This window comes from Paenibacillus sp. FSL K6-1096 (assembly GCF_037977055.1).
GTDB lineage: Bacteria > Bacillota > Bacilli > Paenibacillales > Paenibacillaceae > Paenibacillus_AQ.
Map to the genome: position 1 here is coordinate 4,842,736 of NZ_CP150274.1, position 12,838 is coordinate 4,855,573.

Below are 12,838 nucleotides of genomic sequence, written 5' to 3' on the forward strand. Positions count from 1 at the left end.
CCGCAGTCCTATTACAATGCCGGAAAATGCCCATTATAAAGGCCCCCGTTGCACAATTGTGAACAGGGGCCTGCTGTATTGATAATGGCTATTGTGCGGCCGCTTCAGCCAGCTCTGCGGCCAGAGCCGCATATTCGCCACGCAGGCGGACCAGCTTCGAGACACTTGCGGCGAGGCCACCGGGCCGGTTGCGGCGGGTCCAGAGCTGGCGGTACTGATGAAGCAGAAGGTCAAGGTCGTGGATCAGCGCCTGGACCTGCACTGCTTCGGGAGGCGCTCCCGCTCCGGCGAGCTGCCGCTTCAGCCGGGCCAGTCCTATAGCGTGCTTCACAAAGTGGACGCCGTTCCGCAGCTCCTCCAGGACAAGCTCGCCGTCGCTGCAATCCAGCACCGGCAGCTCCAGCCTGGCCTCGATGCCCGAGATATATTGCTCAAGGGCATGAAGCTGCTCTTCGCTGAGGCTCACGGCAAGTCCCGTGTGCTCCAGCCTGCTGCGCAGCAGCATGGACAGCTCCGTATCGTTCGGGCGGAGCTTGCCTGACTCCAGCTTGTAGTAATTGCCGAGATCCAGCAGCAATTGTCCGATGGCTGAGGAGCGGTCGCGGAAGATGGAATGATTCAGATAGGAGGCCACATCTGCGTCCAGATTCCCTTCGACATTCCAGGCCAGCGCTGCCCCGCTGACGAAGCCGGCATAGCTGACCGGCAGATGCTGCCAGTGGCCGAAATCGCCCCAGTCGGTAATCAGATAACCGATTGCGCCATTACGCTTACCGTGGATGGCGGCGCTGCGCAGATTGGCCAGCATATTGTCGGTCCGCCCGGTCAGGGAGTTCCAGGAGCTGGTGCCCGGGCAGACATAGAACGGAATACCCGCCTCCTTGAATTTCAGGGTATCGGCTTCAAAAGGATGGGCGGCGCTGTACCCCCACTCCATCGCGATGATATCCTTCGGCAGGCTGCCGATCAGCTCCGGGTGCTGCAGGATAATATCGCCCCAGAATTGCATGGTTTTGCCGCGTTCTTTGACGAGGGCGTGAATCTTTTGCAGGAAGGAGAGGTACAGTGCGCCTTTGCCGGTGGCTTCGGCCTGAGCCTTGCTTGCGCCAAGCCCCAATTCATAGGTCTCATCACAGCCCACATTGAACAGCTTCGAGCTGAAGTAGGGCAGAAGATCATCGTACATCGTGCCCAGCAGCTTCAGTACCTCCGGCTCTTGCGTATTGAAGGTTCCGGGATGCATGAACAATCCCTCGGGGTACAGGTCACTGTCATACATATGGTCCGGCAGCATGAAGCCCTCGGGGATTTCCGCCAAGGAATTGAACTCCGGCCGGATCAGCCAGCCCTCCATATGGCCGAAGCTGTTCTGGTTGGGCACAAGCTCGATATACCGCTCGCGGCAATAGGCATCTAAGCGCAGAATCTCCTCGCCGGTCACCGGGGTTTCCAGCTCCCATACCTGGGGGAAGGATTCGTAAGCAAAAGGTGCTCCTTCTATATATAACTGCAATTGGTTCAGCTTCAGATCTGCCATCAGATCGGCTATATGGCAGAGAGTCTCAAGCTGCGGGATTTTGTTGCGGCTGATGTCCAGCATGAGTCCTCTGGCCCCGAAATCCGGCTTATCCTGGATATGCAGATAAGGCAGGCTCCGGCCGTATTGCTGCAGGAGCTGCTTGAGCGTTGAGACGGCATAGTAAGCGCCTTGCGGCGAGCCGTACACGGCGGTAATTCCATGTTCATTGATCTGCAATTCATACGCTTCCTCTGATAGAAGGGAATTGTAGCTGAAGGTACAGACAGGACTTACGGCAGGCCGCAGTCCAATAGACAGCGGCAGCCGGAGCCGGATCAGCTCGGCAGCGGCCTGCTGGAGCCTGCGGGCAGCGGGAAGCGCGGACAGCCGGGATTCATCCGCCAGCACAATGCTGCCGTTGGCAGGAATAGAGTAGCAGCCTTCGGAGATCGTAACCTTCTGCGGGCGGGGGAGCAGCTGCAGCGGAATAACTTCAGGCATAGCGTGAACACCTCTTATTCATGTAGAATATGATCATCTTCATCATTACCATATCACTCCTGAACAGGTGGAGGAATGCAATGTATGCCCGAGCTCATGGATTATATGATCAGTCCTTATCCGGTCCGGATTATCGACCCGAAGGTCGAGGCTTCCAGGCTCCGCCTCAAGTCGATCCGCATAGGGCAGGCCGGCCATCTGCCGGGAAGAACGCTGTTCCGTTCCGGCGTGCGCTTTGAACACTGGGCCCTGGTATATATCGTCTCCGGCAGCGGAAGCTACGCCGAGAACGGGGGAAGGGAGCAGCAGGTGGGCGAAGGCAGCCTGTTCTTCTTCCGCCCCGGGTGCAGCTACAGCTTCGGGCCGCCGCCCGGCGGGTATTGGGATGAATACTATATCAATTTCAGCGGCAGCAGGGTTGACGAATGGCTGGAAGCGGGCATGATCGCCGGAGGGAAGGTGACGGCAGCCCGTCAGGCCGAGGGCCTGGCGGCTTCATTCGAGGAAGTGCTGAGGCTGATGGCCGGAGGCATTCCGGGAGATGCGGACCGGGCGGCCCTGCTGCTGGAGGCGATGCTGCTGGAGTGTTCGCAGCAGCTTCAGGACAGAAGCCGCCTGCGCCAGCAGGGAACGATGCCGCTGATCCGCGAAGCGCTGAATGCCTGCATCTACGGGCAGCCGGAGCTGGCGGATATTGCCGCCGGTCTGCATATCTCGCTGTCGACCCTCCGCCGCACAGTGCGGAACAGCAGCGGCTATCCGCTGCATGAATACATCCACAGGCTCAAAATGTCCGAGGCCAAGCATCTGCTGCTCAACACCTCCCTCCAGGTGCAGGAGATTGCAGCGCTGCTCCGGTATTCAGACGCTTTTTATTTCTCCAGGCTGTTCAAGAAGTACATGGGGCTGTCTCCGCAGACCTGCCGCAACCATGTGAAAGAATAAACGACATAATTCTACTTTTATCTCAGAAAATTGTCGTATTTTGCAGATTCATGTTGACATTCACAAAAAGCGAGTGATAAGATCTAGATAATATTAGCAGTTCTAGAGTAGTCCTTCTAGACTATGCCGGAGATGAGAACATGAGAGAATATTACTGCATCAGCTGCCGCAGTCTCCATAAGGTAGAAGCTAGAAATCATACCTTGCGTATTCTGTCCACGGGGTATCACATCGTTGGCGGAGAACGTTATCAAATTTGTATATGCAACAGGGCCAATCTGCAGCCAGCCTTACCGGCGGTGACCGAATAGACTGTGCCGGGCGGAATGATTACTGATGATACAGCGCTTCTAATCCTGAAGAGCCTGTCCCTCCAGGGGGAGAGGCTCTTTGGTGTGCCCGGAATAAGTATATTCCAGTGAAAAAAGAATAAAAAAATTGCTTTTTATTTTCAAAGTAAACGCTGTCATTTGGTGGGGAAACTTGTTATTGTGATTTTTCTCATGTATGATGCTTTTAAAACCTAGCTTTTAACATGAACTCGAATTTTCCGCAGACTGGAGAATAGGGTGGTGGAATGAAAATCAAATCAACAGCCGAAGACAAAATTATCGCCTTATTCAGAATCTTTTCTTTGATCCTCACATCGCTGATGTACCTCATGGTTCCTGCGGGGCCTTCCGTAATATACAAATCCCTACTCATCCTTGCGTTATTCATACTGGCCCGACTATTCACGTTCTATTACCGGAAGCTCCTTGCGCGGAGACGGATTCTGATGCTTGCGGTCGTCCTGGAGACGGCGGTAATTACTGCACTAATGTTATTTACAGGAGCCTATGACAGTCCCTTTAAGCTGTATGTGCTTAACCCGGTCCTGATTGCAGCGGGCTCATTTTCTTTTTATATGGCATGGGGGCTGATCTTCGGATACATTCTCATTGTCGCAGCCTCCGGGTATATTAATCCCGATTCTCCCCGGGCCGCGTTCTCGGAAATTATGCTTGAGGACGGCAACCTGTTTCTAGCCCTGGCTCTTGCGGTTATAGTTATGCAAATGGTTAACGGGATAAAGCGGCAGCGGGAAGAAGCCAACGCGCGGACCAATGATACCATGGAGCATATCAAATCGCTTTATCACATCGTGGAAACATCAAGCCAGCATGACTTCATGAATATCGGCCAGGTGATTACCGATTATGTAGTCAAGCTGACCAAGCTGGAGAAGGCCCTGTTCTGGTTCGCGAAGAAGAGCGGGGAGCCTGCTCCGCAGAGCCGCCAGACGGGCTGGCAGCAGGAAGAGGAGCGCTTTCTGTTCATGGAACTGGAGAAGCATGAGCATGAATGGAGGCTGCAGCGGGAACCGGTCTTCAAGAGCATGGCCGGGCTCGGCGATTTCCTGCTGATGCCGGTGAGGATGAGCACGCGGTTCGTCGGCATGATCGGCGTGAAGCTGGAGGCCTCGGAAGGGCTGGAGGGCCGCAGATGGTACATCCAGCAGCTGATGTTCCTGTCGGAGCTGAGTGCTATTATTCTGGAGCGCCATGAGCTGGGCGTGATTGAGAACCAATTAATCATTACGAACGAGCAGAACCGGATCGCGGATGAGATGCATGACAGTGTGTCCCAGAGTTTGTTCGGCATCGTCTATGCCACCCATTCCCTGAAGCAGACCTGGCGGCGGATGCCCGGGGCGGAGCTGGAGCAGCAGATTGAGCTGATCCATGATTCAGCCACCCGGGTAGCCAAGGAGCTGAGGATTACCATCTACAGCCTAAGCTCCAAGAAGAGCGGCGGCCCCAGCTGGCTCGGAATGGTACGCTCGCATCTGAAGAGCCTCTCGAGGCTCAATGATGTCGAGATCGAACTTCATATTACAGGGGATGACTTCAGTCTCCCTTACCCTTACCACAAGGCGCTGTTCCGGATTATCTCCGAAGCAACAGGCAATGCCATACGTCATGGTGCGGCCAGCCGGGTGGATGTTGAATTGTCGCTCAAGCCGAAATGGATCAGGTTATCGATTATTGACGACGGTATCGGTTTCGATCCGGATCTGATCTGGACCGAGCCTGAGGATCACTCAGGCGGACTGGGAATGAAGAATATGCAATATCTGGCGCAGTCGTTAGGCGGAGAGTTCCAGTTGTCCAGCAGCAGAAATGCCGGGACCAGAATTCTCATCTCTATCCCTGTCGGTGTGGCTGAACTGAAAAATGCATAAACTTTTAGGCAGGAGGTCGTTCAAGTGAAAATCGTCATTGTTGATGATCACCCATTGGTGAGAAGAGGATTGGCATCGGTTATCGCGATGCAGTCCAATCTGCAGTTCGCCGGCGAAGCAACGAATGGCCGGGAAGCTCTTCAAGTCATTGAAGAGATACAGCCTGATCTTGTGCTGATTGATCTGAAGCTTGCCGATGAATCGGGTCTGGATGTGATTAAGGAAGCACGCAGATGCGGGTTCACCTGCAAGTTCATTCTGCTGACGTCCTCAGCGAGCCGGGAGGACTTCCTGAAGGCGGAAGAAGTGCTGGTAGACGGTTATGTCCTGAAAGAGGCGCTGCCGGAGGAGCTGCTGTTCGCCATTCAATTGGTGTACAAGGGCAGGAAATATTACGACCCCGGTCTGATGGAAGATAAGATGCGGATGAGCGGCAGCAGTCCTACAGATGAGCTCACACCGAAAGAGAAGGAAGTGCTGATTGAGCTCGGACAGGGAGCCTGCAACCGGGAGATTGCCTCACGCCTGTTCATCAGTGAATTTACGGTCAAGAAGCATGTCAGCCAGATTCTGGCGAAGCTGCAGGTGGCTGACCGGACCCAGGCGGCGCTGTATGCCAATGCGGTCGGCCTGACCAAATACGAAATGTCATACGACTGAAAATGCCCGCCGAAGTGGTGGCGGGGAATGAAGCACGAATGGAGCACGGACAATACTGTCCGTGTTTTTTTGCGTTCCGGGGAAATACGGTGTTGCTGGGCCCAGGCCGCCGAACACATTCGGCGCTGCGTGGGCGTGTGGAGCAAATGTATGCGAAAAACCGAACACAATGTACTCGGCGGGGGCGCGCGGTCCAATTGTATGCGAAAAACCGAACACAATGCACTCGGCGGGGGCGCGCGGTCCAATTGCATGCGAAAAACCGAACACAATGTACTCGGCGGGGGCATGTGGGTCAAATGTATGCGAAAAACCGAACACAATGCACTCGGCGGAGGCGTGTGGGCCAAATGTATGCGAAAAACCGAACACAATGCGCTCGGCGGAGGCGTGTGGGCCAAATGTATGCGAAAAACCGAACACAATGGGCTCGGAGGAAGCGCGTGGGCCAAATGTATGGCTGGCGCACCAGCACACTTCACCCTACTGGGTGATTTTTATGTTGGGGCAAGTATACACCTGAAGGGTGTAAGGCTCACCGATGGTGTAAGCTTTTCCCAATCATATGGTACTAAAGTATACCATCCACCCCCGCAGAAGGACCAAACGGAGTCACACGAAAGTGAAGTGTAAAGGGATGCTAGGGGGCATGTGATAAATCCTCCGCGTTGCTAGAATAAAAGCAAGACATCTGAAACTTTCATGATTGCTTTCAGAACGAAACAAGCGGAAGGAGGGTTACTGTGGAAAAGACGATTCTGGATTACATTAACCTGATAAAGAAAAAGTTATGGTTAATCGTGGCATTTGTATTGATCTCCTGCGCCACCACCTTCTACGTCAGTAAAAACTTCGTTGTCCCCGTCTACTCCGCCTCTGGACAGCTGCTGGTCAACAACGCCGTAAATGTCCCCGAGAGCAACAATCTCAATGCACTTAACTTCAGCCTTAACCTCATCGAGAGCTACAAGGAAATCATGAAGTCGCCAACGATTATGAAGAGCGTGATCGAGGAGCATCCCGAATTCGGGCTGACGGAGAGCCAGCTTGCGGCCAAGCTGCAGATCAAGTCCTCGGAGAAAAGCCAGGTGATCAACCTGAGCGTACAGGATAAGGATTACGGTACTGCGGCTACGATCGTTAACGCGGTTTCGCAGACCTTCATCCGCAGCCTGCCGGCGCTGATGAATCTGGATAATGTTACTTTCCTGACTCCGGCAGACCCGGCTGCACAGCCTGAGCCGGTTAACGGCGGGTCGGTGATGAACATCCTGATCAGCTTCGTGGTCTCGCTGATGGCAGCGATCGGCATCATTCTGCTGCTGGAGACGCTGAACGGCACGCTGCGCAGCGAGAAGGAAGCGGAATTCGACCTTGGCCTTCCGGTCATCGCCAGTATTCCGGTGATCCGCAAGCGCGATTTGGGCAAGGCGGCTAACGACAAGGCAACCGTAGGGGAGGGTACTTATGTTACGGCTAAATAACAGTCTGATTGCGGACCTGAACCCGTCCTCGCATGTCTCGGAATCCTTCCGGTCGCTGAGGACGTATATCCGCCAGCTTGGTCTCCTGAAGGGCAGCGGCGGACAAGTGCTCCTCTTCACCTCGGCGGAGGGCGGAGAAGGCAAGACCACCATTCTCTCCAATCTGGCCGTATCGTTCGTCCAGGACGGCAAGAAGGTGGCGGTGGTGGACTGCAATCTGAGGAAGCCGGGCCTGCACAGCGTGTTCGATGTGGAAGGCAGCCAGGGGCTGGCCGCCTATCTGTCCGGCTACGAGGAAGCGAAGGATATTGCCGTCTACGGCAGCCTGGCCAACCTGGCCGTGATTCCTGCCGGAAGAACCAGCGTCAGCCCGCCCGATCTGCTCGGCAGCGACAAAATGGCCGGACTGCTGGAGGAGCTGAAGGCCAGCTACGACCTGATTCTGCTCGATACGCCGCAGGCGGTGGATTACAGTGATGCGCGCATTCTCGCGCCGCTGTCGGACGGGGTCATCATTGTAGCCAGACACGGCAGAAGCAAGCGTGAAGCGCTCCGCCGGCTCAAAGGGCTGATGGAGCAAAGCGGCGTCAGAATCCTCGGAATTGCGATGAACCAGGCCAAATAGCAGAATGACGCGAACACAGCAGGGAGAATGAGACTAACTCTGGGAGGTATGTGTGATGAAAAAGGTAAAGAAGGTAATTATTCCAGCGGCCGGGCTAGGCACACGTTTCCTTCCGGCGACCAAGGCGATGCCGAAGGAAATGCTGCCGATTATCAACAAACCGACGATCCAGTACATCGTGGAGGAGGCCATTGCCTCCGGAATTGAAGACATCATCATTGTTACCGGTAAGGGGAAGCGGGCGATTGAGGATCATTTCGACAACGCTTTTGAACTGGAGTCCCGGCTGCTGGAGGACGGCAAGCTGGAGCTGCTGAAGGAAGTACAGCGGTCGTCCAAGGTTGAGATTCACTACATCCGGCAAAAAGAACCCAAAGGTCTCGGCCACGCGGTATGGTGCGCAAGACGGTTCATCGGCGATGAGCCCTTCGGCGTCATGCTCGGCGACGATATTGTCACCGGCAAGGTTCCGTGCCTGAAGCAGCTGATTGAACAGTATGAAGAGACCCAGAATTCGGTCATCGGTGTACAGGAAATCCCGGATGAATTCACGAACCGCTACGGGATTATCGAGCCGGACCTGCAGGATGGACAACTCTACCGGGTCAACAACTTCGTTGAGAAGCCGGCCCTGGGCACAGCGCCTTCCAATCTGGCGATCATGGGACGTTACGTATTCACGCCGAAGATCTTCAAGTACCTGGATCTTCAGGAGAAGGGAGCCGGCGGCGAGATTCAGCTTACGGATGCCATCCAGAAGCTGAACCAGAGCGAGCGCGTATACGCCTATAATTTTGACGGTACAAGATATGATGTCGGCGAGCGGCTGGGTTACATTTTGACCACACTGGAATTTGCCCTGGAGAGCGAGGATCTACGCTACCAGGTGATGGATGCAATGGCGGAATGGCTGAACAAGGCGGGCCAGGCCACACACTAAGCGGCTGAGCCGTTACTCCCTGGAGGGACGCCTGAAATCACGAAGCACTACTGCATACACCTTTAAGGAGAAATGAGGAGAGATGAGCATGCAAAAACTGCCGGAAGACTACGAGGCCGTCCTGCCGAAACTTTACATGCTACATGCCAATGAAGGAAGCAAGGGGATGGAATCCTACCTGGTGTTGAAGCGGATGATAGACATTCTGTTCTCCGTTCTTGGCCTTCTTGTCCTGCTGCCGCTGTTCGCACTGGTGGCTGTCCTGATTAAGCTGGAGGACCCGAAGGGCAAGGTGTTCTTCCGCCAGATGCGGGTCGGCAAGGATGAGAAGCTGTTCCCCATGTACAAGTTCAGATCGATGGTCTCCAATGCGGAAGAATTGAAGGCGAATCTGATGGCGTATAACGAGGTCAGCGGAGCGATGTTCAAAATCAAGAATGATCCCCGCATCACCCGGATCGGAAGATTCCTGCGCAAGACCAGCATCGATGAACTGCCCCAGCTCTGGAACGTGCTGATGGGCCATATGAGTCTCGTCGGTCCCCGTCCCCCGCTCGTTGAAGAGGTGGCGCAGTATACAGAGTATGACAAGCAGCGCCTGATGGTGACTCCGGGCTGCACCGGCTACTGGCAGGTGAATGCCAGAAACAGCGTTGGCTTCGACGAGATGGTGCAGCTGGATCTGACCTATATCCATATGCGCAGCACGATGCTCGATCTGAAGATCATTGTCAAGACGGCTCTGATGCTGCTGGGCTCCAAGAATGCTTATTAAATATCTGGAAATTGGGTGATGCCGATGTTTGTACACGGAGATGTACCTGAGATTTCCATTATCATTTGCACCTACAACCGCTCGGCGCTGCTGCTCAAGACACTGCATTCCCTGCTGCCGCTGGAGAATTTGCATCAAGCCGAGATCATCGTGGTCGATAACCGGTCTACCGATGAGACGGCAGCCCTGGTCAACGGGTTCATTGATACCCATGGTGCCGATATGGATATCCGTTATCTGCTGGAGCCGGTTCAAGGGCTCTCGGCAGCCCGCAATACAGGGATTCTGGCTTCCAAATCACAGCTCATCGCGTTCCTGGATGATGATGCGATTCCTTGCCGGACCTGGATTACGACCATCGTAAGCACCTTCGCGGAGAAGCCGGAGGTCATGGCGATGGGCGGCAAGATTGCTCCGATCTTCGAGAGCACGCGGCCGGACTGGCTGATCAAGCCGTTCGAGCTTCCGTACACGATTGTCGATCTCGGTGGCCGGATCAGGGAGTATCCGAAGCGGCTTCATCCGTGCGGAGCCAATATGGCGATGCGCAAGCCGGTGTTCGATATCAGCCTGTTCCCGCTGGAGCTGGGCCGCAAGGGCGATTCGCTCCTCTCGGGCGAGGAGACCTGGCTGTTCGACCAGATACAGCAGGAGGGGCACTCCATCCTCTATCATCCGGAGATGAAGGTGGATCATTTCGTTCCGCAGAGCCGGCTGACTGAGGACTGGATCATGAAGCGGTATTACAGCCAGGGCATCTCGAATGCTATGAAAAGCGAAGGCATGAAGGATCACCTGGTGCTGCTCTGCAAGACAGGCGCCAAAATCGTATATATCCTGGCAGATTCCGCCCTGTCCCGGAGCAAGGGAAGGAAGCTGCTGAACCGGTGCCGGCTGGAGAGCATCCGCGGGACGCTCCATATGATCTGGAACCGGAAGAGGGAATCCGCAGCAGGGTGAGAGGGAGGACGCGCGATGACTAATTTTGAGTGGGGCTCCAAAATAAATAGCTTGCCGTACGGAATGCTCTATCTCGCAGCTGCGCTGTTCCTCGGAACAGCGGTCATCTTCCAGCCGGTCATCGCGGTAGCCGCCGTATTCTTCATTCTGCTGCTGGTTGCCTCCCTGTCGCGTCCTGAGCTGATCAGCTATTTCGTTCTGCTGACAACGGCGGTATCGATCAACTTCCTATACAGCGGCAGCATGTTTGGCATTGAGATTCTCTCGCTCTACAAGCTGGTGATTCTGATGCTGCTCGTGCCGTGCATCCTGGTCAATGGTCTGAGGTTCCGGCTCAGCCCGCCCTTATGGGCGATGCTGGCCCTGGTCTTCATCACCTTCACCTTCTCGATCTGGCTGCCGGAGATGAGCGCCTCGATTGCGGTCAAAGCCTTCATTGGGCTGTCGCTGCCGTTCGTGCTGCTGCTGATCAACTGGAAGAAGGAGATTGCCGACAAGCAGATCCGGCTGATCGCTCTGCTGCCGCTGGTCAGCATCCTGCTGGGTGTGCTGCTGCAGGCTGCGAATCTGCATCCGATGCTGGCCGTCGAATTCACAGGCGCCGTACGGGTGCAGGGAGCGAACATTCCGCCCCATCTGGCGATGCTGGCCTTCATCGGGGTCGCCATTTCATTCATTGAAATCAAGCGCAGCCCGCAGCATACCCGGTACTACTACATTCTGCTGGGCCTGAACTTCGTGATTCTGGTGGTGACCGGAACACGGGGGCCGGTGCTGGCGCTGGTGCCGATGCTGCTCTACTACTTCTACGATATCTCACGGGCCTTCCTGAAGGGGAAGAAGCGGTATCTGATTCCGCTGCTGGGCTCGCTGCTGATCGTGACCTCGGCGGTGTATCTGCAGCTCGACAATATCAAGAAGCGGTCCTTTGAACGGACGACCGAGACGGGCATTGACCTGTCGGGGCGGGCGGAGGCCTGGGAGTACTTCCTGAACAAGGCGGCGGATTCACCGCTTGCGGGACGGGGGCTGGGCTCCGTAACAGTAGCCAATGACGGTACGCTGTACGGCGGCTTCGTCGTCCCGCACAACGAATATATCCGCTTCTATTACGATGGGGGATACATCGGCGCCGCGCTGCTTCTATTGTCCCTGTTCACTGTGTTTCTTCTGGTATACCGGGTGCTTCCGCCGGCGGTCAAACCTTATTATCTGTATATGATTGCAGCTTTTCTGATCTATTCTTTCACGGATAACACGCTGTCGACGGTCCAATTCATCATTCCGTTCTGCTGGTATCTGAATTGCCTGTACCGGTCTTCACAGCTGGCCGATTCCCCACAAAAAGAAGTGATACGATGAACCAAGTGAACATGTTCGATGTCAATTTCGATAACTATGATTTCATGGACCTGCTTGATTACATCGACAGAACCATTCAGGAGCGGAGCCAATCCTACATCCTGACCTGCAATGTCGATCATGTGATCAAGCTCCGCAAGGACAAAGAGTTTCAGGAAGTGTATTCCGAAGCGGGCGCTGTGGTGGCCGACGGGATGCCGCTGATCTGGGCGTCCAAGATGCTCGGCAAGCCGCTGAAGCAGAAGGTGTCCGGCGCGGATCTGTTCAGCCGTCTGGGCCACGCCTTCCAGCAGAGGCAGTACCGTCTGTTCTTCCTCGGCTCGGCCGAAGGCGTAGCGGAGCAGGCGACGAAGAATCTGAAGGCCGCCTACCCGGACATCAATGTGGTTGGCTGCTATTCTCCCTCTTACGGCTTCGAGCACAACGAGGAGGAGAACCGGCAGATCATCCACATGCTGACCGAGAGCCAGCCGGACATTGTCTTCGTAGGCGTAGGTGCACCGAAGCAGGAGAAGTGGATCTACCGCCACTATACCTCCTACCAGGCACCGATCTCGATCGGTGTCGGCGCGACGTTCGATTTCCTGTCAGGCTCGGTGAAGCGGGCACCGGATTTCATGCAGCGGACCGGGATGGAGTGGCTCTGGAGACTGAGCCAGGAGCCGGGCCGCCTATGGAAAAGATACCTGGTGGACGATGCCCAGTTCCTCGTGCTGCTGCTCAAGGAGCTGCGCAAACGGGATAAGATGAAGAGCAGCCGTGCGGAGTGAGCGAAGCGGCGAAAGACGGGAGGCGGGGATGAAGATGTTGAGCAGAGATGAGAATAGTCTGAATCTTCCATCG

Annotated in this window: 11 protein-coding genes; 10 read left to right on the forward strand and 1 reads right to left on the reverse strand. The window is 55.3% G+C overall.

The features are described from left to right. Positions 1–88: 88 nt before the first annotated feature. Complete coding sequence (locus MHI24_RS21360; protein ID WP_340021533.1) at positions 89–2,020, reverse strand: family 20 glycosylhydrolase; 1,932 nt, start codon at positions 2,018–2,020, stop codon at positions 89–91. Between the two features lie 84 nt (positions 2,021–2,104). Between MHI24_RS21360 and MHI24_RS21365 the strand changes: the two genes are divergently transcribed. From MHI24_RS21365 to MHI24_RS21410, 10 genes are all read left to right on the forward strand, one after another. After that, positions 2,105–2,965: a helix-turn-helix domain-containing protein gene (locus MHI24_RS21365; RefSeq protein WP_340021534.1), complete on the forward strand. Its 861-nt coding sequence runs from the start codon at positions 2,105–2,107 to the stop codon at positions 2,963–2,965. Positions 2,966–3,743: 778 nt separating this feature from the next. Continuing rightward, positions 3,744–5,189, forward strand: a complete 1,446-nt coding sequence (locus tag MHI24_RS21370) for an ATP-binding protein (protein ID WP_340021535.1) — start codon at positions 3,744–3,746, stop codon at positions 5,187–5,189. 24 nt (positions 5,190–5,213) lie between these two features. Continuing rightward, complete coding sequence (locus MHI24_RS21375; protein WP_340021536.1) at positions 5,214–5,849, forward strand: response regulator transcription factor; 636 nt, start codon at positions 5,214–5,216, stop codon at positions 5,847–5,849. Between the two features lie 743 nt (positions 5,850–6,592). Further along, complete coding sequence (locus MHI24_RS21380; protein ID WP_340021537.1) at positions 6,593–7,333, forward strand: Wzz/FepE/Etk N-terminal domain-containing protein; 741 nt, start codon at positions 6,593–6,595, stop codon at positions 7,331–7,333. Beyond that, positions 7,317–7,958 carry a CpsD/CapB family tyrosine-protein kinase gene (locus tag MHI24_RS21385; RefSeq protein ID WP_340021538.1) on the forward strand — a complete coding sequence of 214 codons (642 nt, stop codon included), beginning with the start codon at positions 7,317–7,319 and terminating at the stop codon, positions 7,956–7,958. Before MHI24_RS21380 ends, MHI24_RS21385 begins: the two co-directional genes overlap by 17 nt. A 55-nt stretch (positions 7,959–8,013) precedes the next feature. Beyond that, positions 8,014–8,898: a UTP--glucose-1-phosphate uridylyltransferase GalU gene (galU, locus tag MHI24_RS21390; RefSeq protein WP_340021539.1), complete on the forward strand. Its 885-nt coding sequence runs from the start codon at positions 8,014–8,016 to the stop codon at positions 8,896–8,898. A gap of 82 nt (positions 8,899–8,980) precedes the next feature. Next, positions 8,981–9,673 (forward strand): sugar transferase, encoded by a 693-nt coding sequence (locus MHI24_RS21395; RefSeq protein WP_340021540.1) that lies wholly within the window; start codon positions 8,981–8,983, stop codon positions 9,671–9,673. An 18-nt stretch (positions 9,674–9,691) separates the two neighbouring features. Beyond that, positions 9,692–10,633 (forward strand): glycosyltransferase, encoded by a 942-nt coding sequence (locus tag MHI24_RS21400; RefSeq protein WP_340021541.1) that lies wholly within the window; start codon positions 9,692–9,694, stop codon positions 10,631–10,633. Positions 10,634–10,648: 15 nt separating this feature from the next. After that, positions 10,649–11,995 (forward strand): O-antigen ligase family protein, encoded by a 1,347-nt coding sequence (locus tag MHI24_RS21405; RefSeq protein WP_340021542.1) that lies wholly within the window; start codon positions 10,649–10,651, stop codon positions 11,993–11,995. Further along, on the forward strand, positions 11,992–12,765 hold the full coding sequence (locus tag MHI24_RS21410) for a WecB/TagA/CpsF family glycosyltransferase (protein WP_340021543.1): 774 nt from the start codon (positions 11,992–11,994) through the stop codon (positions 12,763–12,765). Before MHI24_RS21405 ends, MHI24_RS21410 begins: the two co-directional genes overlap by 4 nt. Positions 12,766–12,838 lie beyond the last annotated feature (73 nt).